Annotated in this window: 19 protein-coding genes; 12 read left to right on the top strand and 7 right to left on the bottom strand. The window is 66.9% G+C overall.

All coding sequences use genetic code 11. From position 1 onward, the window contains the following. Positions 1-10: 10 nt before the first annotated feature. A complete protein-coding gene (locus ACW9UL_RS02115; protein ID WP_122109246.1) occupies positions 11-406 on the top strand; it encodes a YkgJ family cysteine cluster protein in 396 nt (131 codons plus the stop codon). Positions 407-451: 45 nt separating this feature from the next. Here ACW9UL_RS02115 and ACW9UL_RS02110 read toward each other — a convergent pair whose 3' ends face one another. The 5 genes from ACW9UL_RS02110 to choX all read right to left on the bottom strand — a co-directional run bounded on the left by ACW9UL_RS02110 (position 452) and on the right by choX (position 5333). After that, entirely contained in the window at positions 452-1639 is a 1188-nt protein-coding gene (locus ACW9UL_RS02110; protein WP_457788701.1) for a gamma-butyrobetaine dioxygenase, read from the bottom strand. 89 nt (positions 1640-1728) lie between these two features. Further along, on the bottom strand, positions 1729-2214 hold the full coding sequence (locus ACW9UL_RS02105) for a thioesterase family protein (RefSeq protein WP_021444460.1): 486 nt from the start codon (positions 2212-2214) through the stop codon (positions 1729-1731). An 85-nt stretch (positions 2215-2299) separates the two neighbouring features. Next, on the bottom strand, positions 2300-3265 hold the full coding sequence (locus ACW9UL_RS02100) for an L-carnitine dehydrogenase (RefSeq protein WP_457788700.1): 966 nt from the start codon (positions 3263-3265) through the stop codon (positions 2300-2302). 147 nt (positions 3266-3412) lie between these two features. Continuing rightward, positions 3413-4300 carry a 3-dehydrocarnitine:acetyl-CoA trimethylamine transferase CdhC gene (cdhC, locus tag ACW9UL_RS02095; RefSeq protein WP_457788699.1) on the bottom strand — a complete coding sequence of 296 codons (888 nt, stop codon included), beginning with the start codon at positions 4298-4300 and terminating at the stop codon, positions 3413-3415. Positions 4301-4394: 94 nt separating this feature from the next. Beyond that, positions 4395-5333 (bottom strand): choline ABC transporter substrate-binding protein, encoded by a 939-nt coding sequence (gene choX / locus ACW9UL_RS02090; protein WP_457788698.1) that lies wholly within the window; start codon positions 5331-5333, stop codon positions 4395-4397. A gap of 224 nt (positions 5334-5557) precedes the next feature. Between choX and ACW9UL_RS02085 the strand changes: the two genes are divergently transcribed. From ACW9UL_RS02085 to ACW9UL_RS02050, 8 genes are all read left to right on the top strand, one after another. Beyond that, positions 5558-6505, top strand: coding sequence for a GlxA family transcriptional regulator (locus tag ACW9UL_RS02085; protein WP_457788697.1), 948 nt, complete (start codon positions 5558-5560; stop codon positions 6503-6505). A gap of 228 nt (positions 6506-6733) precedes the next feature. Next, entirely contained in the window at positions 6734-7711 is a 978-nt protein-coding gene (locus ACW9UL_RS02080) for a dipeptidase (RefSeq protein ID WP_021442441.1), read from the top strand. A 189-nt stretch (positions 7712-7900) separates the two neighbouring features. Then, positions 7901-8431, top strand: coding sequence for a DUF5943 domain-containing protein (locus ACW9UL_RS02075; RefSeq protein ID WP_122109252.1), 531 nt, complete (start codon positions 7901-7903; stop codon positions 8429-8431). A 78-nt stretch (positions 8432-8509) separates the two neighbouring features. After that, complete coding sequence (dgcA, locus tag ACW9UL_RS02070) at positions 8510-10570, top strand: dimethylglycine demethylation protein DgcA (protein ID WP_457788696.1); 2061 nt, start codon at positions 8510-8512, stop codon at positions 10568-10570. 189 nt (positions 10571-10759) lie between these two features. Beyond that, the gene (gene dgcB, locus ACW9UL_RS02065; RefSeq protein WP_457788695.1) at positions 10760-12721 is read left to right on the top strand and encodes a dimethylglycine demethylation protein DgcB; all 1962 of its coding nucleotides are present in this window, start codon (positions 10760-10762) and stop codon (positions 12719-12721) included. A gap of 37 nt (positions 12722-12758) precedes the next feature. Next, positions 12759-13991, top strand: coding sequence for an electron transfer flavoprotein subunit alpha (etfA, locus tag ACW9UL_RS02060; protein WP_457788694.1), 1233 nt, complete (start codon positions 12759-12761; stop codon positions 13989-13991). A 62-nt stretch (positions 13992-14053) separates the two neighbouring features. Next, complete coding sequence (gene etfB / locus ACW9UL_RS02055) at positions 14054-14827, top strand: electron transfer flavoprotein subunit beta (protein ID WP_457788693.1); 774 nt, start codon at positions 14054-14056, stop codon at positions 14825-14827. A gap of 25 nt (positions 14828-14852) precedes the next feature. Further along, positions 14853-15110 carry a hypothetical protein gene (locus ACW9UL_RS02050; RefSeq protein ID WP_021444237.1) on the top strand — a complete coding sequence of 86 codons (258 nt, stop codon included), beginning with the start codon at positions 14853-14855 and terminating at the stop codon, positions 15108-15110. 203 nt (positions 15111-15313) lie between these two features. Here ACW9UL_RS02050 and gbdR read toward each other — a convergent pair whose 3' ends face one another. Further along, positions 15314-16411, bottom strand: coding sequence for a choline metabolism transcriptional regulator GbdR (gbdR, locus tag ACW9UL_RS02045; protein ID WP_457788692.1), 1098 nt, complete (start codon positions 16409-16411; stop codon positions 15314-15316). 411 nt (positions 16412-16822) lie between these two features. After that, a complete protein-coding gene (locus ACW9UL_RS02040; protein ID WP_457788691.1) occupies positions 16823-18199 on the bottom strand; it encodes an L-serine ammonia-lyase in 1377 nt (458 codons plus the stop codon). A gap of 269 nt (positions 18200-18468) precedes the next feature. Between ACW9UL_RS02040 and ACW9UL_RS02035 the strand changes: the two genes are divergently transcribed. The 3 genes from ACW9UL_RS02035 (at position 18469) to ACW9UL_RS02025 (ending at position 22412) form a co-directional block, all read left to right on the top strand. Continuing rightward, a complete protein-coding gene (locus tag ACW9UL_RS02035) occupies positions 18469-19413 on the top strand; it encodes an ABC transporter substrate-binding protein (RefSeq protein WP_457788690.1) in 945 nt (314 codons plus the stop codon). A gap of 922 nt (positions 19414-20335) precedes the next feature. After that, the gene (locus ACW9UL_RS02030) at positions 20336-21541 is read left to right on the top strand and encodes a quaternary amine ABC transporter ATP-binding protein (protein WP_457788689.1); all 1206 of its coding nucleotides are present in this window, start codon (positions 20336-20338) and stop codon (positions 21539-21541) included. Next, complete coding sequence (locus tag ACW9UL_RS02025) at positions 21534-22412, top strand: ABC transporter permease (RefSeq protein ID WP_457788688.1); 879 nt, start codon at positions 21534-21536, stop codon at positions 22410-22412. Before ACW9UL_RS02030 ends, ACW9UL_RS02025 begins: the two co-directional genes overlap by 8 nt. Positions 22413-22427: the final 15 nt, after the last annotated feature.

Genomic DNA, 22427 nt, shown 5'->3' with positions numbered 1-22427 from the left:
TGACCCGACCATGATGAAGCCCCGCCTGATCGCCGCCGCCGAACTCGACCGCCTGGAAACCTGGGCCAAATACAGCAGCGACATGTGCCACAGCTGCATGTCCAGCTGCTGCACCCTGCCCGTGGAAGTACGCCTGAACGACCTGATCCGCCTGGAGCTGGTGGACGAGTTCGAGCGCAGCGAGCCGCCGAAGAACATCGCCAAGCGCCTGCAGAAGGACGGCGTGGTCGAGCGCTTCAACCAGAAGTCGGGCATCTTTACCCTGACCCGCATGTCCAACAACGACTGCCTGTTCCTCGATCGCAAGACGCGCCTGTGCACCGTCTACGACAAGCGCCCGGACACCTGCCGCCATCATCCCAAGGTCGGCCCGCGGCCGGGGTATTGCGCTTACAGACCGAAGTAGGCCGGGCATGCGCGGCGCGCTGCAGCGCCGCGCATCTCGGGTATATCAGCGCTGCAGCACGCGGATCCGCGACAGCAGCTCGTCACGGTCGACATAGCAGCCCTGAAAATGCCGCGCGCCGCTGGCCGGGTCGAATTCGCTGCGCGCGTGCATCACCCGCCGATTGTCGAAGCACCACAGCTGCCCGGCCTCGAGCCGGCGCTGCAGGCGAAAGCGTGGCTCGCGGGTCAGGGCGATGAAGCGCCGGTAGGCACGATACAGCGCCGGCATGCGCTCGACCGGCGCGTCGAACGGGCCGCGCAGGAAGTTGGCCATGCGCACCTCGCCGATCCGCCCCTCGGCATCCAGCGCGATGATCGGTGCCAGGCAGCGGTAATCGCTGGTGCGGCTCTTGTTGCGGAACTCCACCGGCGTCGTGCACAGGATGTCGAACAGCTCGGGCGCCTCCTGGTGCAGCGCCTCGGCGATGGCGAACCCGTCGACGAACACGCTCTCGCCGCCCGTCGCGTCGTTGACCAGGCAATGCAGGAACTGCAGGCCCGGCTGCAGCTCGCGGGTCGGCAGGTCGGTGTGCAGCGGCAGGTTGAAGGCGGTGTAGGCGTTGCTGTCGGCATCGGCCTTGGACTGCACGTCGAACAGCACGCCGAAGTTGCTCTCGCGAATGAAGGAAATGCGCTTGGCGAGCCGGAGCAGAACGCCCTCGCTGGCCGGCACCGCCAGCAGCTGGGTCAGGCCCAGATCGCGCACCGCCAGCAACCAGCGCAACAGGGTGGCGTCATCCTCGAGCACCGCCTGGTAGTCGAAGCGCGGCAACTGCTCGGCCAGTTCGGCGCCCCACAGCTGCGGTTGCGGACGCTGCGCCTGGCGCTCTTCGCGCGATGCCGAGTCATAGGCGTGAGCCCGCAGCCAGCCGGGGTGGAAGCGGCTGTGGTGACCGCCCAGCCAGTCGATCAGCAGATGGCCCTGCTCGTCGATGCGGGTCCGCTGCGGAGCCAGCTCCTCCGCCACGTCGACGATCTCCAGCAGCTGTTCCCGAGTCACGCCGTAGACGCACTGGCTGCAGGGGCAGTTGTCGCGCAGCCACTGGTAGTGGAAGGGACTGACCCGGCCATCGCTCCAGGTGACCTGCAGGCTGTCGCGGGTGGCGTCGAGGCCGACCAGATCGGCACTGATCGGGTAGGTGCGCCAATCGGCGATGGGTGCGGCCTGGAGCGAGGGGTCTACGGCATTCATGGCGGTCTCCTTGCGGGATGCTGGCCCGCGAAATTGTTGTCAGGGATGGGGGGACGCACACCAGGCCATCCTGGCCTGCCGGCCGGGCACTAGGCCCTGGCCGGGGGCAAGGCTATGACCCGGCCGACATGCAGCGGTCTGGGCAGGCTCCGATGGGCCTGCGCCAACGCCAGCAGCCGTTGCCGCACCTGCTCGTCGAACGCGGCCGAGCGGCCGCCGGCAGTGTCGATGTTCATCAGCATCTGCTCGCTGGCGGCGAGCAGTTCCTCGCCCTCCGGGTAGTAGAGGCCGTGGTGGATGTGCAGGCGCTTGCCGTCATGCGCCAGCAACTGGGTGCGCACCTCTACCTCGGCACCGAGCTTGATCTCGGCCAGGTAGTTGAGGTGGCACTCCAGGGTGTACAGGGTGTGGCCGCTGCGGGCACGCCCCGCCTCGTCCAGGCCCAGGTGGTCCATAAGCGCGTCGGTGGCGTAGCTGAAGATCAGCAGATAGAAGGCATCGCGCAGATGGCCGTTGTAATCCACCCACTCGGGGGGAATGGCGCTACGGTAGGTACTCAGCGCTTGGGCAGACATGGATGGACTCGCTCCAACAAAACAAGGCGCGCCCGCACAGGCTTAAGCGCGCGTAGGGTGCGCCGTGCGCACCGGGAAGACACGGTTACTCGGCGAACTCGAAACCATGCCTGGCCTTGGTCTGGCGGATCGCCTCCAGCACCGCCAGCAGGCAATCATCGCGGTAGCGCTCCAGGGCATCCAGGCTGCGTTCGCCCTGCTGCTCGGCAGTGCCCTCGACCACCGCGTCGATCAGCCCCTCGGTCAGCTCCGGCGCCTCAAGGTACGTCCAGGGCAGCTTCAGCGCCGGGCCGAACTGGGCCATGAAGTGACGCATGCCGGCCGGGCCGCCGGCCAGGGTGTAGGTCAGGAAGCTGCCCATGAACGACCAGCGCAGGCCGGCGCCGAAGCGGATCGCATCGTCGATCTCGCCGGTAGTCGCCACGCCGTCGTTGACCAGGTGCAGCGCCTCGCGCCACAGCGCCTCGAGCAGGCGGTCGGCGATAAAGCCCGGCACCTCCTTGCGCACATGCAGCGGGCGCATGCCCAGCGATTGGTAGACCTCGATGGCGGCCTGTACCGCCTCCGGAGCGGTCTTCGCGCCGCCCACCACCTCCACCAGCGGCAGCAGATAGACCGGGTTGAACGGGTGGCCGACCAGGCAGCGCTCGGGATGCTTGGCGTCTGCATAGAATTCGCTGGGCAGCAGGCCCGAGGTGCTGGAGCCGATCAATACATCCGGGCGCGCGGCGGCGCTGATCTTCGCGTGCAGCTCGCACTTGAGTTCGAGGCGCTCGGGCGCGCTTTCCTGGATAAAGTCGGCATCGCGCACGCAGTCTTCGATGGTATTCACGAAGCGCAGGCGCTCCAGCGAGGCGCCGGGGGCCAGGCCCTGCTGCTGCAGCGCCGGCCAGGCATTGGCCAGGCGCGTGCGCAGCGCGGCCTCGGCGCCGGGCGCCGGGTCCCAGGCGATCACGTCGAGGCCGTGGGCCAGGGCGCGGGCGATCCAGCCGGCGCCGATCACGCCGGTGCCGAGGGCGGCGAAGGTCTTGATATGGGTAACGAAGGTCATCTCGGGTTCCTTGCTGATGTAGCCCGGATGCAATCCGGGAAAATTTCACCTGCCAATCCCCGGATTTCATCCGGGCTACGGCCTGTCGCGGCTAAAGCCCCTCCCACAAGCGTGCGACCCGTGGGACGGGCCGGGTGGCGTTCCGCTTTAGCCGCGAGCCTTGAGCTTCATCTTCTCGCGACCTTCGGCCGGGGTCAGGGCGCGGCCGCCGAGGCGTTCGATGATCTCGATGGCGCGCTCGACCAGCTGGCCGTTGCTGGCGTGCACGCCGCGATCCAGCCAGATGTTGTCCTCCAGGCCGACCCGCACGTTGCCGCCGAGCAGCATGGCCTGGGCGACCATGGGCATCTGCATGCGGCCGATGCCGAAGCCGGCCCAAGTGATGCCCTGCGGCAGGTTGTCGGCCATGGCCTTCATGGTCGTGGTGTCGGCCGGCGCGCCCCAGGGGATGCCCAGGCACAGCTGGATCAGCGGGTCTTCCAGCAGACCCTCCTTGAGCAGCTGCTTGGCGAACCACAGGTGCCCGGTGTCGAAGATTTCCAGCTCGGCCTTCACACCCAGCTCGGTGATGCGCTTGGCGCCGGCACGCAGCTGCGCCGGGGTGGAGACGTAGATGAAGTCGCCGTCGCCGAAATTCAGGGTGCCGCAGTCCAGGGTGCAGATTTCCGGCAGCAGTTCCTCGACATGCGCCAGGCGCTCCAGCGGGCCGACCAGGTCGGTGCCGGCGCCGAATTCCAGCGGCTGCTCGCCGCGGCCGATTTCGAGGTCGCCGCCCATGCCGGCGGTGAGGTTGATGATCACGTCGGTGTCGCTCTCGCGGATGCGTTCGACCACCTCGCGGTACAGCGCCACGTCGCGGCTCGGCTTGCCGGTCTGCGGGTCGCGCACATGGCAGTGGGCGACCGTGGCGCCGGCCTTGGCCGCCTCGATGGCGGCGGCGGCGATTTCCTTCGGCGTGACCGGGATCGCCGGGTGCTTGCCGACGGTGTCGCCGGCGCCGGTCACCGCGCAGGTGACGATGACTTCGTAATTCATGGAATCTCCATCCTTATTCGAGGCGAAAGGGTGCCGTACGCCGCCAGAGGCGCACGGCACAACGGGTGATCGTTGAAGGGGGGCGGCGCGCGTCTCAGTCGAGGGCGGCGCGTACCGCCGCGACGCCGTCCTGACCGTCGAAGGTGGTCACTCCGGCCAGCAGGCGGTCGAGGTCCTGCGGATTGTCCTTGAGCCAGCGCCGGGCCACGGCCTTGGCATCCTCGCGGGCCATGATCGGCTCCATCAGCTGGCTTTCCTGGGCGGCGCTGAAGGTCAGGTTATGGAGCAGGCGGTCGACGTTGGGGCAGCGCTGGGCATAATCCGGGGCGACCACGGTCCATACCGTGGCCAGGCCTTCATCGGCGCCGAACACGTCCTCGCTGCCGGTGAGGTAGGTCAGGTCCATCTTGATGTTCATCGGGTGCGGCTTCCAGCCGAAGAACACCACCGGCTTCTTGGCCTTGACCGCGCGACTGACGGCCGCGAGCATGGCCGCCTCGCTGGATTCCACCAGCTTGAAGCCGCCGAGGCCGAACTGGTTGGTGTCGATCATCTTCTGGATGGTGGTGTTGGCCCCGGTGCCCGGGTCGATGCCATAGATCTTGCCGTCCAGCTGGTCGCGGAACTTGGCGATGTCGGCATAGGTTCTCAGGCCCGCCTCGGCCAGGTAGGTGGGCACCGCCAGGCTGGAGATGCCGTCGCTCAGGCCCGGCTCGGCGAGCACCTTGACTTCGCCCTTGTCCTGGAACGGCTTGATGTTGTCGTCCATCAGCGGCTTCCAGTAGCCGAGGAAGAAGTCGACCTGCTTCTTGCCGATGCCGGAAAAGATGATCTGCTGCGAGGCCTGGGTCTGGGTGGTTTGATAGCCCAGGCCTTCGAGCAGGGTTGCGGCCACGGCCGTGGTGGCGACCACGTCGGTCCAGCCGACCAGACCGATACGTGCCTTCTGACAACTGGCATCTTCGGCGGCCAGCAGGGAGGAACTGAACAAGCTCAGGGTGCAGCATGCGGCCAGCGCGGTAAGACCTTTCATCTGGGTGCTCCTCATCGTGTCACAGCGGTTTGCTTTCGTTCTTCTAGAGGCCGGTCGGCCCCCACCGTGTTCCGGGATCGATTTGTCCCGATGGAGCCACCTTACGCGCCGCTTCGCGGGAAAATTCCCACTTAGCCGACCATTGCTTGACCTATGACGACCTTATCTTGCGCGGCGCCAACGCCTGGCTTCTTAATGGAGGGCACCCTACTGGCGGATTGCCCATGACCCAGACCCTCGCCTTCCTGCTGTTACCCGGTTTCTCGATGATAGGCCTGATGTCCGCCATCGAGCCGCTGCGCGTGGCCAACCGCTTTCGCGGCGAGCTGTACCGCTGGCGCCTGCTCAGCCTGGACGGCGAGGCGGTGGCGGCGAGCAACGGCATGTCGCTCAACGTCGAGGCCGGCCTGGAGTTGCCGGAAGAGGTCCAGGCGCTGTTCGTGGTCGCCGGTTTCGAGCCCCTGGCGTATTACGACAAACGCCTGGCCCATTGGCTGCAACGCCGCGAACGCGAGGTCAAGGTGCTCGGCGCCATCGACACCGGCAGTTTCGTGCTGGCCGAGGCCGGGCTGTTCGAGCAGCAGCGCCTGACCCTGCACTGGGAGGCGATCGACGCCTTCTGCGAGCGCTACCCGCAGCTGCAGGTGACCCAGGAGCTGTTCGAGATCGATGGCCGGCGCATCACCAGCGCCGGCGGCACCAGCAGCCTCGACCTGATGCTCGGGCTGATCGGCCGCGATCACGGCGAACCGCTGGCGGTGCAGGTCTCCGAGCAGTTCGTGCTCGGGCGCATCCGCACCCGCCAGGATCACCAGCGCATGCAGATCGCCAGCCGCTACGACCTGCACAACAAGAAACTGGTGCGGGTGATCGGCGAGATGGAGCGCCACTGCGAGCAGCCGCTGCCCTGCGAGGAGCTGGCCGAGCAGGTCGGGGTCAGCGTGCGCCAGCTGGAGCGGCTGTTCCGCCACCACCTGCACACCACGCCTTCGGCCTTCTACCTCGGTTTGCGCCTGGACAAGGCGCGCCAGCTGCTGCGCCAGAGCGATCTCAGCGTGCTGGAGGTGGGCCTGGCCTGCGGCTTCGACTCGGCGTCGTATTTCTCACGCTGCTACCGCCAGTACTTCGCCGCCAGCCCCAGCCAGGATCGCCATGAGCGGCCGGTCGGCTAGACCCGACGTAGACCGGATGCAATCCGGGGCCAGGCGCCGCGGATTCCCCGGATTGCATCCGGCCAAGCGGTAACGGGCGGAGCGACGGCTTATCCGTTCGCGACCTCGGCTTGACGCTTTCGGCAAACCCCCAGTCGTTTTTGCACCGGGTCGCCCCGCCCCCCAGGGATAAGCTCTGTCCAAAGCACCGACGCTCCGGATCGGTCATACGCCCAGGGGACAAGCCTGATGAGCCCAGCCGAATTGCACGCCGACAGCATCGTCATCGACGGTCTGATCATCGCCAAGTGGAACCGCGAACTGTTCGAGGACATGCGCAAGGGCGGCCTGACCGCCGCCAACTGCACCGTGTCCGTGTGGGAAGGGTTCCAGGCCACGGTCAACAACATAGTCGCCAGCAACAACCTGATTCGCGATAACAGCGACCTGGTCATGCCGGTGCGCACCACCGCCGATATCCGCAAGGCCAAGGAGCAGGGCAAGACCGGCATCCTCTACGGCTTCCAGAACGCCCATGCGTTCGAGGACCAGATCGGCTACGTCGAGGTGTTCAAGCAGCTCGGCGTGGGCATCGTGCAGATGTGCTACAACACCCAGAACCTGATCGGCACCGGCTGCTACGAGCGCGACGGCGGCCTGTCCGGCTTCGGTCGCGAGATCGTCGCCGAGATGAACCGCGTCGGCATCATGTGCGACCTGTCCCACGTCGGCTCCAAGACTTCCGAGGAAGTCATCCTCGAGTCGAAGAAGCCGGTGTGCTACTCGCACTGCCTGCCGTCCGGCCTGAAAGAGCACCCGCGCAACAAGTCCGACGAGGAGCTGAAGTTCATCGCCGACCACGGCGGCTTCGTCGGCGTGACCATGTTCGCCCCCTTCCTGGCCAAGGGCATCGACTCGACCATCGACGACTACGCCGAGGCCATCGAGTACGTGATGAACCTGGTCGGCGAAGACGCCATCGGCATCGGCACCGACTTCACCCAGGGCCACGGCCAGGACTTCTTCGAGTACCTGACCCACGACAAGGGCTACGCCCGCCGCCTGACCAACTTCGGCAAGATCGTCAACCCGCTGGGCATCCGCACCGTCGGCGAATTCCCCAACCTCACCGAGACCCTGCTCAAGCGCGGCATGCCCGAGCGCGTGGTGCGCAAGGTCATGGGCGAGAACTGGGTGCGCGTGCTGAAAGACGTCTGGGGCGAATGATCCCGCTACTCGGCGCCACGTAGGTTGGCGCCGAGGAACGAGGCCCAACGAGGCGCGCGCAGCGCGCCACGAGTTCACCGACAACGCCGCTGGCGGTTCTGCGAACCGGGTGTTGGGCTTCGCAAGCTCAGCACCAACCTACGAGACAGGCCGGCGCCAACTGCAAATCGAATTCTGGAGCTAGAACACATGGCCACCCACGCCCCCGAAATGCCCATCGCCGTCGACGACGAAACCGGCGTCTGGACCACCGACGCCCTGCCGATGCTCTACGTGCCGCGGCATTTCTTCGTCAACAACCACATGGGCATCGAGGAAGTGCTCGGCGCCGAGAAGTACGCCGAGATCCTCTACAAGGCCGGCTACAAGTCCGCCTGGCATTGGTGCGAGAAGGAAGCCGAGTGCCACGGCATCGAGGGCGCCGCGGTGTTCGAGCACTACATGAAGCGCCTGTCGCAGCGCGGCTGGGGCCTGTTCGAAACGCAGAAGCTCGACCTGGAAACCGGCTACGCCGAGGTCAAGCTCAAGCACTCGGCCTTCGTCTACGTGTACGGCAAGGTGAACCGCAAGGTCGACTACATGTTCACCGGCTGGTTCTCCGGCGCCATCGACCAGATCCTCGCCGCCAAGGGCAGCCCGATCCGCACCGTCACCGTGCAGGAATACAGCGGTGCCGAGGAAGGCCACGACGACGGCCTGTTCGTCACCCGGCCACTCTGAGTCACCCATAAGAAATGCGTGGGAGAGCCGCTAGAGCACCTCCCACACCGCTAGAGCGCTTACCGTGAGGATGCCGTAATGGCCTTCGAAGCAATGTTCCAGCCGATCCAGATCGGCAAGCTGACCATCCGCAACCGCGTGCTGTCCACCGCGCACGCCGAGGTCTACGCCACCGACGGCGGCATGACCACCGAGCGCTACGTCAAGTACTACGAAGAGAAGGCCAAGGGCGGCATCGGCCTGGCCATCTGCGGCGGTTCCTCGGTGGTGGCCATCGACAGCCCGCAGGAGTGGTGGAGCTCGGTCAACCTGTCCACCGACCGCATCATCCCGCACTTCCAGAATCTGGCCGACGCCATGCACAAGCACGGCGCCAAGATCATGATCCAGATTACCCACATGGGTCGCCGCTCGCGCTGGGACGGCTTCAACTGGCCGACCCTGATGTCGCCGTCGGGCATCCGCGAGCCGGTGCACCGCGCCACCTGCAAGACCATCGAGCCGGAAGAGATCTGGCGGGTGATCGGCAACTACGCCCAGGCCGCACGCCGGGCCAAGGAAGGCGGCCTGGACGGCGTCGAGCTGTCCGCCGTGCACCAGCACATGATCGACCAGTTCTGGAGCCCGCGGGTCAACAAGCGCACCGACGAATGGGGCGGCACCTTCGAGGGCCGCATGAAGTTCGGCCTGGAGGTGCTCAAGGCGGTGCGCGCCGAGGTGGGCCCGGACTTCTGCGTGGGCATGCGCATCTGCGGCGACGAATTCCACCCGGACGGCCTGTCCCACGAGGACATGAAGCAGATCGCCGCCTACTACGACGCCACCGGCATGATCGACTTTATCGGCGTGGTGGGGTCTGGCTGTGATACGCACAACACCCTGGCCAACGTCATCCCCAATATGAGCTATCCGCCGGAGCCCTTCCTGCACCTGGCGGCCGGGATCAAGGAAGTGGTCAAGGTGCCGGTGCTGCACGCGCAGAACATCAAGGACCCGAACCAGGCCACCCGTATCCTCGAAGGCGGCTACGTGGACATGGTCGGCATGACCCGCGCGCACATCGCCGACCCGCACCTGATCGCCAAGATCAAGATGGGCCAGGTCGACCAGATCAAGCAGTGCGTCGGCGCCAACTACTGCATCGACCGCCAGTACCAGGGTCTGGACGTGCTGTGCATCCAGAACGCCGCGACTTCCCGTGAATACATGGGCGTGCCGCACATCATCGAGAAATCCACCGGACCGAAGCGCAAGGTGGTGGTGGTCGGTGGCGGCCCGGCCGGGATGGAAGCGGCGCGCGTCGCCGCCGAGCGCGGCCACGACGTCACCCTGTTCGAGAAGAAGGATGCCCTCGGCGGGCAGATCACCACGGCCTCCAAGGCGCCGCAGCGCGACCAGATCGCCGGCATCACCCGCTGGTACCAGCTGGAGCTGGCGCGCCTGAACGTCGACCTGCGCCTGGGCACCGCCGCCGACGTGGCGACCATTCAGGACATGCGCGCCGACATCATCGTGCTGGCCAACGGCGGCCATCCGTACCTGGAGCAGAACGAGCACTGGGGCGCGGCCGAAGGCCTGGTGGTGAGCAGCTGGGACGTGCTCGACGGCAAGGTCGCCCCGGGCAAGAACGTGCTGGTCTACGACACCATCTGCGAATTCACCGGCATGTCGGTGGCCGACTTCATGGCCGACAAGGGCTCGCAGGTCGAGATCGTCACCGACGACATCAAGCCGGGCGTGGCCATGGGCGGCACCAGCTTCCCCACCTACTACCGCAGCATCTACCCCAAGGAAGTGATCATGACCGGCGACATGATGCTGGAAAAGGTCTACCGCGAGGGCGACAAGCTGGTGGCGGTGCTGGAGAACGAATACACCGGCGCCAAGGAAGAGCGCGTGGTCGACCAGGTGGTGGTGGAGAACGGCGTGCGTCCGGACGAGTCGCTGTACTACGCGCTGAAGGAAGGCTCGCGCAACAAGGGCCAGATCGACGTCGAGGCGCTGTTCGCGATCAAGCCGCAGCCCTGCCTGTCCGAGACGGGCGACGGCTACCTGCTGTTCCGCATCGGCGACTGCGTGGCCCAGCGCAACACCCACGCGGCGATCTACGACGCGCTGCGGCTGTGCAAGGACTTTTAAGCCAACGCTTTCGGTGGTTGGACGGACGTAGGTTGGCGCTGAGGAACTAAGCCCAAGATCCGGTTCGCAGAACCGGCCTGCGGCATTGACCGAACACGGGGAGCGCTACGCGCTCCCCGTTGGGCTTCGCCAGCTCAGCGCCAACCTACAGGTCGCATTGTTTTCCGGTCCCGCGAAGGAGACCACGAGATGTTGAACACCCTACTGCCCATCCTGCTGTTCGCCGCCCTCGGCCTGGCCGTGCTCGGTGCCGGCAAGCGCTTCTTCATGTGGCGCCGCGGCCGACCGGCCAAGGTCGACTGGATCGGTGGCCTGCTGAAGATGCCGCGCCGCTACCTGGTGGACCTGCACCATGTGGTCGAGCGCGACAAGTACATGTCCAAGACCCACGTCGCCACCGCCGGTGGCTTCGTCCTGGCCGCCGTGCTGGCGATCCTCGTGCACGGTTTCGGCCTGCATAACCGCATCCTCGGTTTCGCCCTGCTGGCGGCCACGGTGCTGATGTTCGTCGGCGCCCTGTTCGTCGCCAAGCGCCGGCGCAACCCGCCGAGCCGGCTGTCGAAGGGCCCCTGGATGCGCCTGCCGAAGAGCCTGCTGATGTTCGCCGCGAGCTTCTTTATCGCCACCCTGCCGGTCGCCGGGATTCTGCCCGAGAACTTCGGCGGCTGGATTCTGGCCGCCGTGCTGGCCGTCGGCGTGGCCTGGGGCGTGTCCGAGCTGTTCTTCGGCATGACCTGGGGCGGGCCGATGAAGCACGCCTTCGCCGGCGCCCTGCACCTGGCCTGGCACCGCCGCGCCGAACGCTTCGGCGGCGGCCGCTCCACCGGCCTCAAGGCGCTGGATCTGGACGACCCGAAGGCGCCGCTGGGGGTGGAAAAACCCACCGATTTCACCTGGAACCAGCTGCTCGGCTTCGACGCCTGCGTGCAGTGCGGCAAGTGCGAGGCGGCCTGCCCGGCCTTCGCCGCCGGCCAGCCGCTGAACCCGAAGAAACTGATCCAGGACATGGTCATCGGCCTGGCCGGTGGCAACGACGCCCAGTTCGCCGGCAGCCCCTACCCCGGCATTCCGCTCGGCGAGCACAGCGGCGGCCCGCACCAACCCATCGTCGACCTCAACGGCAAGGCGCTGGTGGAGGCCGAGACCCTGTGGTCCTGCACCACCTGCCGCGCCTGCGTCGAGGAATGCCCGATGATGATCGAGCACGTCGATGCCATCGTCGATATGCGCCGCCATCTCACGCTCGAGAAGGGCGCCACGCCGAACAAGGGCGCCGAAGTGCTGGACAACCTGATCGCCACCGACAACCCCGGCGGTTTCGCCCCCGGCGGCCGGCTGAACTGGGCGGCCGACCTCAACCTGCCGCTGCTCGCCGACAAGCAAGAGACCGACGTGCTGTTCTGGGTCGGCGACGGCGCCTTCGATATGCGCAACCAGCGCACCCTGCGCGCCTTCGTCAAGGTGCTCAAGGCTGCCGACGTCGACTTCGCCGTGCTCGGCCTGGAGGAACGCGACAGTGGCGACGTGGCCCGCCGCCTCGGCGACGAGGCGACCTTCCAGAGCTTGGCCAAACGCAATATCGCCACCCTGGCCAAGTACCGCTTCAAGCGCATCGTCAGCTGCGACCCGCACAGCTTCCATGTGCTGAAGAACGAATACGGCGCGCTCGGCGGCCATTACCAGGTGCTGCACCACAGCACCTTTATCGACGAGCTGGTGCGCAAGGGTTCGCTCAACCTCGGCCAGAGCAAGGCCAGCAGCGTGACCTATCACGACCCCTGCTACCTGGGCCGCTACAACGGCGAGTACGAGGCGCCGCGCGCCGTGCTCAAGGCCATCGGTATCGAGGTGAAGGAGATGGAACGCTCCGGCTTCCGCTCGCGCTGCTGCGGCGGTGGCGGCGGCGCGCCGATCACCGACATCCCCGGCAAGCAGCGCATCCCCGACATGCGCATGGTCGACATCAAGGAGACCGGCGCCGAACTGGTGGCCGTGGGCTGCCCGCAGTGCACCGCGATGCTCGAAGGCGTGGTCGCCCCGCGCCCGGAAATCAAGGACATCGCCGAACTGGTCGCCGAGGTGCTGATCGAGCCCGTCGAGGTGGCGGCAAAAAAGCCGGCAGCCAGGCGTGAACTGGCGGAGGTGCAGTGATGAAACGACAATCCCAGTGCATCCAGGAGGCCCAGGCATGAGCGACATCATCCGCCGCGACCCGCGCGCCGAATGGATCGCGCGCAACCGCCTGCACCCGCTGCATGCGGCCATGCAGAGCCAGAACCAGACCAGCTGGATGGGCCCCAGCGGCCTGATGCGCAAGAACCCCCATGCCATCGCCGCCGGCTTTATCGGCCCGGCCGGGATCAAGCGCATCGACCGCTCCGGCGCCCAGCAGGGCGGCGGGCAGAAGCGCGGCGCGGCCAGCGCCGTGGTGCAGCTGCCGCTGCACCTGGTGGAGCAGCCGAGCCATATCATCGCCGTGGTGCCGGACATGGTCGGCGGCCGCCTGTCAAGCCACGACAAGGACCTGCTCGGCCTGGCCCGGCAACTGGCCGGCGATAGCGGTGCGGTGCTCGCCGTGCTGTTCGGCGAGGACAAGGAAAGCGCCTTCGACAGCGCCGGCGTCGACCGGTTGCTGCGCATCGCAGGCGAGACCTTCGACGGTTACGCCCCGGAAGCCCGGGTGCTGGCGCTGAGCGCAGTGGACGGCCAGTTCGCCCCGCGCCACTGGCTGCTGCCGGACAGCCGCACCGGCGGCGGCGAACTGGGCCGGCGCCTGGCCGCCAAGCTCGGCGAGCGCCCGGCCACCCGCGTCTGGCAGGTGGCGAACGAGCAGTGCATCGGCCGCGCCGGCGCCGGCCAGCAGGACATCCAACGCGCCCTGCCGCGGCTGATCCTGGCCGCCGCCGAGTGCGCCGAACCGGTCAGCGAGACCCGTCACGAGGCGCGCCCGGTGGAACTGGCCGCGCCGGTCGCACACAGCCTGACGCGCCTGCAGGACCTCGGCCCGGTGGCCGTGGACCCGGCGCAGATCCCCATGGCCGAGGCCGAGTTCATCCTCTCCGGCGGCAACGGGGTGAAGGACTGGGAGCTGTTCCACCAGGCCGCCGTCGCCCTCGGCGCCACCGAAGGCGCCTCGCGGGTGGCGGTGGACGACGGCTTTATGCCGCGCAACCGCCAGGTCGGCGCCACCGGCACCTGGGTCACCGCGCGGGTCTATATGGCCGTGGGCATCTCCGGGGCCATCCAGCACCTGCAGGGCATCGGCGCCTGCGACAAGGTGGTGGCGGTGAACCTGGACCCCGGCTGCGACATGATCAAGCGCGCCGACCTGTCGGTGATCGGCGATTCGGCGGCGATTCTCAAGGCGCTGCTCGAGCGGGTCGCCGCCTGGCGCCAGGAAGGCAAACGTGATGCGGCGTAGCCCGGATGACATCCGGGGTCACCACCATCTTTCCCGGATTGCATCCGGGCTACGGGGACAACATGACTGATCTGAATATCGTCGCCCTGGTCTCGCTCGGCGCCCACCCGACCTCCGGTCGCCCGCGCCGCGCCGAACAGGATTCCCGCGCGGTGGAACTGGGCCTGCGCCTGGCCGGGCAGCAGCTGCAGCTGCTGCATGCCGGCGACCCGCAGGCCGAGGCGCTGCGCGGCTACCTGGGCATGGGCCTGGAGCAGCTCGACGTGCTCGAGCAGCCCGACGGCGCCGACGCCCTGCCGCTGCTGGTGGATTACCTGCAGGGCAGCCGCGTGCAGCTGGTGCTCACCGGCAGCCAGGCGGAAACCGGCGAGGGCTCGGGCATGCTGCCGTTCCTCCTGGCCGAGCGCCTGGGCTGGCCGATGCTGGTCGGCCTGGCCGAGGTGGAAAAGGTCGAGAACGGCGTGGCCCAGGTGCTGCAGGCTTTGCCACGCGGCCAACGGCGCCGGCTCAGGGTGCGCCTGCCCTGCGTCGCTAGCGTCGACAACGCCGCCCCGGTGGCCCGGCAGAGCGCCTTCGGCCCGGCCCGGCGCGGCCTGATCGAAGCCCATGAAGTCGCGGTGGTGGACGACCCGCTGCTGGCCGAGGCCAGCCTGCTGCCGGCCAAGCCGCGCCCGAAGCGGCTCAAGGTGATCAAGGCCAAGAGCGGCGCCGAGCGGATGAAGGCGGCCACCGCCAAGGCCAGCGGCGGTGGCGGCCAGGTGCTCAAGGATGTCTCGCCGCAGGACGGCGCCGAGGCTATCTTCAAACTACTTATCGAGGAAGGCGTCCTACGTTGACGCCCCAAGCCCAGGAGCCACGACCATGATGCATGCCGACCTGATCGACCAGGAAGACTTCCGCGAACGCCTGGTGGCCCTGGGCCTGAGCATTCCCGCCGGCGCCAGCGCCGAGCAGGCCTGCGAGCTGGCCGTCAGCGGCCTCAGCCCGGAACGCGCCGTGGCCCTGCGCCGCCTGGTGGAGGAACTGCTCGGCGGCAGCGCCACCCTGCTGCCCAACGTGCGCGAGGCGATCAGCCGCCATCTGCTGCCGGCGCTGGTGCCGAAGCCGGCTTCGGCTTGATCGATCCCGCGCCGTAGGGTGGGCTTCAGCCCACCAAGGCATATATGGATGGGGTCAACCAAAATCCACAAGGGTGACAGTCAAGCCTGAGGGCCACAGGGTGGTGGGCTAAAGCCCACCCTACACCCGGCTCAGACGGCTTTAGCCGCGACGCCAAATAAAACGGGGCGCCACTGGCGCCCCGTTGACCTTGCCGCACCGTCTTACAGCAGGCGCACGCTGGCGAAGGTCGACTCGCCCTGAGCGCGATTGAGCGCCAGCCCGGCGCTGGAATTGCCCTGCTGCTCGGGGATCGGCAGCAGCATCACCAGGTTGGCACCCTGCTGGCCGGCGCGCTCGTCGCGCGGCGGAATGCCGAAGTATTCGCGGTAGCACTTGGAGAAGTGCGGGGTGGAGACGAAGCCGCACACCGAGGCCACCTCGATGATCGACATGCTGGTCTGCTTGAGCAGCTGGCGCGCACGGATCAGGCGCAGCTTGAGGTAGTAGCGCGACGGCGAGCAGTGCAGGTACTTCTGGAACAGGCGCTCGAGCTGACGCCGCGAGATGTCGACGAAGCAGGCCAGCTCGTCGAGGTCGATGGGCTCCTCCAGGTTGGCCTCCATCAGCGCGACGATTTCCTGCAGCTTGGGCTGGTTGCTGCCGAGCATGTGCTTGAGCGGCACGCGCTGGTGATCCTGCTCGTTGCGGATGCGCTCGTAGATGAACATCTCGGAGATGCCGGCCGCCAGTTCGCGGCCATGCTGCTGGCCGATCAGGTGCAGCATCATGTCCATCGGCGCGGTGCCGCCTGAGCTGGTATTGCGGTTGCGGTCGATGGAGAACAGGCGGGTGGTGATGGCGGCGCGGGGGAAGGCTTCCTGCATCGAGGCCAGGCATTCCCAGTGCACGCTGCAGTCGTAGCCGTCGAGCAGGCCGGCTTTGGCCAACGCCCAGCTGCCGGTGCACACCGCGCCGAGCTGGCGACCCAGGCGCGCCTGTTTCTGCAGCCAGCAGATATGCTCGCGCTTGACACTGTGCTGGATGTCGACGCCGCCGCAGACGATCACCGCGTCCAGCGCCGGCGCGTTGTCCAGTGCCGCGTCCGGGGTGATCTTCAGGCCGTCGCTGGCGCTGACCGGCTGACCGTCATGGGTCAGGGTGTGCCAGCGGTACAGCTCCTTGCCGGACAACTGGTTGGCCATGCGCAGGGGCTCCACCGCCGAGGCGAGGGAGATCAGGGTGAAGTTGTCCAGCAGCAGGAAGCCGATGGACTGGGCGACACGGTTCTGGGGCTGGGATCCCGGGGCGAACTGCGACATATGATGAAACCCTCACGCTAAGCACGGTGAGAAGCCCAACTGTGCGGGCTTCTGTTGTTTTTATAACGCTGGTCGAAAGAACCAGTCGGCTATCCATGCCCAGGCAAAGAACATGCCTAAATTGATTGAGCGTTCAATAAAAATATCGCCGTCGATGCAGGGTGCATCCGGCGGGCCTTCCCAGGCTCTGAACGAACCTCCTGAACAGGGTCGTAGGCCCCTTGGCATGGGGGCTTGAGCATTTCGGTAGCACTCGCCGCGGCGAACGCTACGGCAGGCCCGGAACAGCGTAACGGCCAGGCGGTAACAGCAAGGACTAGTAGGTCGCTTTTTAACCGATACCGCAATGACCGTTCGCACCAAAAGTCGGCAGCGTGACGCGCTTGCCCCTGGTTGGCGCACCAGTTCGGCTCAGCACTCGATGGCACTGACCGCCAGGCCGCCGCGCGAGGTTTCCTTGTACTTGTCGTGCATGTCGGCGCCGGTGTCGCGCATGGTGCGGATCACCCGGTCCAGCGAGATGTGGTGCTCGCCGTCGCCGCGCAGGGCCATCTGCGCCGCGTTGATCGCCTTCACCGCGGCGATCGCGTTGCGCTCGATACACGGCACCTGCACCAGGCCGCCGACCGGATCGCAGGTCAGCCCGAGGTTGTGCTCCAGGCCGATCTCGGCGGCGTTCTCCAGCTGCTCGGGCGTGGCGCCGAGCACTTCGGCCAGGCCCGCCGCGGCCATGGCGCAGGCCGAGCCCACCTCGCCCTGGCAGCCGACCTCGGCGCCGGAGATCGAGGCGTTCTTCTTGCACAGGATGCCCACCGCCGCGGCGGCCAGGAGGAAGTCGACCACGTCGGCGTCGCTGGCATCCGGGTTGAAGCGCATGTAGTAGTGCAGCACCGCCGGGATGATTCCCGCTGCGCCGTTGGTCGGCGCGGTGACCATGCGCCCGCCGGCGGCATTTTCCTCGTTGACCGCCAGGGCGTAGAGGTTGACCCACTCCATGGCGCTCATGGTGCTGCCGATCACATTGGGCTTGCCCAGCTCCTGCAGGCTGCGGTGCAGCTTGGCGGCGCGCCGGCGCACATTCAGCCCGCCGGGGAGAATGCCCTCCTCGCGCAGGCCGTTGGCCACGCAGTCCTGCATGGCCTGCCACAGCTGCAGCAGGCCGGCGCGGATCTCGGCCTCGCTGCGCCAGGCCTTCTCGTTTTCCAGCATCAGCTGCGACACGCGCAGGCCGTGCCGACGGCACAGCTGCAGCAGCTCGGCGCCGCTGGAGAAATCGTAGGGCAGCGCGGTGTGGTCCTGATCCAGCGCGCCGGTGGCGGCCTGGGCGGCATCGACGACGAAGCCGCCGCCCACCGAGTAGTAGGTATCGGCATGCAGCTCGCCGGCCTCGCCCTCGGCCACCAGGGTCATGGCGTTGGGGTGGTAGGGCAGGTTCTCCTCCAGCAGGCGCATGTCGCGCACCCAGTCGAAGGAAATCGGCAGGCGGCCGTCGAGCAGCAGCTCGCCACGCTCGAGCAGGGTGGCGATGCGCGGGGCGATCTGCGCCGGGTCGATGCGGTCCGGCCACTCGCCCATCAGGCCCATGATCGCCGCACGGTCGCTGCCGTGGCCGACGCCGGTGGCCGACAGCGAGCCGTACAGGCGCACCTCGATGCGCCGCACCCGGCCCAGCAACTGACGCTCGCGCAGCGCCTCGACGAACAGCGCGGCGGCGCGCATCGGCCCCACGGTGTGCGAGCTGGACGGCCCGATGCCGATCTTGAACAGGTCGAATACGCTGATGGCCACGGCGGCAACCTCGTTGGATGTGAGTCGGCGCCCATGATCGGTAATTCGACGTCCCGATCACGCCTGACACCGACTCGGGCTTGTCCAAAAGCGCCGTCGCCGACGACTGCAAGGGAGGCAGTACGAAGCGAGGGCCCGCCGCGCACGGGGCAGGTCTGAATTCGACATGTCGAGGTCGCATTGCGCACCCCAGGCCAGCGCGGCCTGCGCTCTACTGTGCGCGCACGCCCACCGGGCTCAGCTCTCCACCACCGAGGCAAGGACGATCGATGAACCGACTCGCACAGCGCCTGCTGGCACTCACTCTCCTCGGCTGCGGCAGCCTGCACGCCGCCGAGGCCGCGCGCTGCGAGCTGGTGCGCCTGCCCGACGTCGGCTGGACCGACATCACCATGACCACCGCGGTGGCCCGCCTGGTGCTCGGCGAGCTCGGCTACCGCACCCGGATCAAGCGCCTGTCGCTACCGGAGACCTACCGCGCCCTCGCCGAAGGTCGGATGGACGTGTTCCTCGGCAACTGGATGCCGGCGCAAGCCGAGCTGGTTCAGGAGCACCTGGACAGTGGCCGCATCGAGACGTTGCAGACCAACCTGGCGCCGGTGCGCTACACCCTGGCGGTGCTGGCCCCCGGCTACGAGGCCGGGTTGCGGGGCTTCGCCGATATCCACAGGTTCAAGGAGCAGCTCGGCGGACAGATCTTCGGCATCGAGCCCGGCAACGAGGGCAATGAGATGCTCAAGGCGATGATTCGCGACGACCGTTTCGGTCTGCGCGGCTTCACCCTGGTCGAGTCCAGCGAGAGCGGCATGCTCAATCACGTCGAGCGCGCCCAGCGCCTGGGCAAATGGGCGGTGTTCCTCGGCTGGGAGCCGCATCCGATGAACGAGCGCCTGCGGATGAACTACCTGGCCGGCGGCGACGACTATTTCGGCCCCGACTACGGCGCTGCCCAGGTCAACACCGTGGCGCGCGGCGGCTTCAGCGACGAATGCCCGAACCTGACCCGCCTGCTGCGCAACATGACCTTCACCATCGCCGCGGAAAACCAGCTGATGAGTGCGGTGCTGGAAGGCAATACCAATAGGCGTCGAGTGGCCAAGGCCTGGATCGAGGACAACCCGCAGGCCATCGACGCCTGGCTCGAGGGCGTGACCCTGTGGCGGGGTGCACCCATCACCAGCCCGTTCGGCCGCCCGCCGGCATCGGGGCAGTGAGATTGATGGCGCTAAAAGTCATTAAAGGCGGCAAAAATCAGATAAATGCTGCGATAAGAAGGTAATTGCCATCGTGGCTCGGCAGGCGCCGGCCGGTCACGCATGTCGTCAGGGCGCAGGCCGGCCAATCGAGGCGCGTTACCCCGCGAATCGGGCCTTTCTCGGCCTTTTTGTAAATTTTTTTCAACATCGCCACAGCCCCCGCGATACGGCGCCCGCAGCCCTGCCTAAGGGCTGCGAATCAGGCGCCGCGCGGCTTCCAGCCTTGGCCAAGGGGCGAATAAGTCTGTTAAGGTTTTTTAGGTCTGTTGCGCAAAGCCGACTGCCAGGCAGTGGCAGCCAGTTGCGGCGAACCGACGGCGAACCGCCGATAACAACCGGCCTGCGACGGCATGTCGTCGCCCAGCACGTCAGGGTCGCAAATCGATAATTGCCGGGGCTCCAAGGCTATATCGTTGAGTCAGCCGATAACGTCGCTGCCGCCACTACCCAGCAGGGCGGCAGACCAGGGCCCACAGCTCTGGACCGAAGAACAGACAAGCGCCGATGCCCCTCTCGACCGGGTGTCGGACCAACAAGAAATTTCGGATGCACGCATGCGCCAGGACGGCGCATGAACCCTCGAAGGATCGGGCTTCGAAACACTGCCAGAGGTTTTGGAAAGCGGTTTGCAACACGGCAAGGCAAGGGACACTCACCTGCACGATCGGGCAACGCACAGGGCGCTTCGCGTCCATCCTGCGTGCGCTGCGCCGTGCCCGAGCGCCCCGGTCGCACCCCGGCGCAACTCGCTCGCCAATCCCTCGCAACTCAGTACTCACCCATACAGGCATCGGAAGTCTGTCCGTCTGATGGGCGCCCCAGCGGCGCGCGCCAGGTTGTGCCAGTCTGATTCGGTTGCCGATTGAAGGGGAAACGTCCCATGCAGTCTGGAAAGATCGTGGTCGAGCACCTGTACAAGGTATTCGGCCCCAACCCACAAGAAGCCATCGAGCTGCTCAAGGAAGGTTGGAGCAAGGAGAAGATCCTCGCCGAGAAAGGCGCGGTGATCGGCGTCAGCGATGTCTCGTTCAGCGTCGAGGAGGGCGAGATCTTCGTCCTCATGGGCCTGTCCGGCTCCGGCAAGTCCACCCTGATCCGCCTGATCAACCGCCTGGTCGAACCCAGCGCCGGTGACGTCTACATCGACGGGCAGAACGTCGCCAAGCTGCCGCAGTCGCAGCTGATCGACCTGCGTCGGCGCGACATGAGCATGGTCTTCCAGTCCTTCGCCCTGATGCCCTCGCGCAGCGTGCTGGACAACGCCGCGTTCGGCCTCGAGGTGGCCGGCGTCGGGCGCAAGGAACGCGAACAGCGCGCCATGGACGTGCTCAAGCAGGTCGGCCTCGACACCTTCGCCCACAAGTACCCGCACGAGCTGTCCGGCGGCATGCAGCAGCGCGTCGGCCTGGCCCGCGCGCTGGCGGTGAACCCCTCGATGATCATCATGGACGAGGCTTTCTCCGCCCTCGACCCGCTCAAGCGCCGCGAGATGCAGGACGTGCTGCTGGAGCTGCAGAAGACCCACCGGCGCACCATCATCTTCGTCTCCCACGACATCGAGGAGGCCATGCGCATCGGCAGCCGCATCGGCATCATGGAGGGCGGCAAGCTGATCCAGGTCGGCACCCCGCAGGAGCTGATCGACAAGCCGGCCAACGACTACGTGCGCAACTTCTTCGACACCGTCGACACCAGCCGCTACCTCACCGCCGGCCAGCTCAAGGCCGACAGCGTGCCGACCTACGTCTACAACGGCAAGGCGCCGGACGCCACCGCGATGTGCAAGGAGCTGCAGGCGCTGGACAAGCACTACGCCTTTATCGTCGACGAGCAGCGCAATTTCTGCGGCTCGATCAGCCTGGAGAAGATCGCCCTGATGGTCGACGGCGACGCGCCGAAGCCGCTGGAGCTCGACGGCCTCAAGCGGGTGGTGCCGGTACCGGAGGACATGCCGCTGGAGAAGGTCATCGACCGCCTGGTGGACAACGAGGGGCCGATCCCGGTGGTCGACGCCGAGGGCCATTACTGCGGCGCCATCAGCAAGGGCCGGCTGTTGACCCGCCTGCAGGGGGAATCCCATGAGTGAGAAGAAACTAGACCTGGGCAGCTGGGTCAACGACGTGGTGCAGCACCTGCTGGACAACTACAGCGGCGGCTTCGACAGCGTCGGCAGCGTGGTCAGCGGCTTCTCCGAAGGCATCGAGCAGTTGCTGATGCTGCCGCCGGCCTGGCTGCTCATCGCCATCTTCGTCGGCCTCGGCCTGTGGCGCATCGGCGCGCGCTTCGCCGCCTTCACCGCGGTGTCGTTCATCCTCATCGTCATGACCGGCTTCTGGGAGCAGACCGTGGTCACCCTCGGCCTGACCTTCTCCGCCACCCTGATCAGCTTGCTGCTGGGCATCCCGCTGGGTATCTGGGCGGCCAAGAGCGAGCGGGTGGCGCTGGTGATCCGGCCGGTCCTCGACTTCATGCAGACCATGCCGGCGTTCGTCTACCTGATCCCGGCGGCCATGCTGTTCGGCCTCGGCCGCGTGCCGGGGATCATCGCCACGGTGATCTTCGCCATGCCGCCGGCGGTACGCCTGACCAGCCTGGGCATTCGCCAGGTCAACAAGGAAATCATCGAGGCCGGTCAGTCGTTCGGCTGCAACGGCCGCCAGCTGCTGTTCAAGGTGCAGCTGCCCAACGCCATGCCGTCGATCATGGCCGGGGTCAACCAGACCATCATGATGGCGCTGTCGATGGTGATCATCGCCTCCATGGTCGGCGCCGGCGGCCTGGGCAACGACGTGCTGGCGAGCATCCAGCGCCTCGACATCGGTCTAGGCTTCGAGAGCGGCATGGCCGTGGTGCTGCTGGCGATCATCCTCGACCGCATCACCGAGAGCTTCGGCACCAAGCAGACCGCCCGCCGCGGCGTGTTCGCCTGGTTCAGCGGCAAGCTGCAGCGTCAGTAAACCTTATCCGTTTCA

It is taken from the genome of Pseudomonas sp. PL-6, assembly GCF_054110165.1.
The sequence above is the reverse complement of the archived record's forward strand: the minus strand, read 5'-3'. Positions and strand labels throughout refer to the sequence as shown.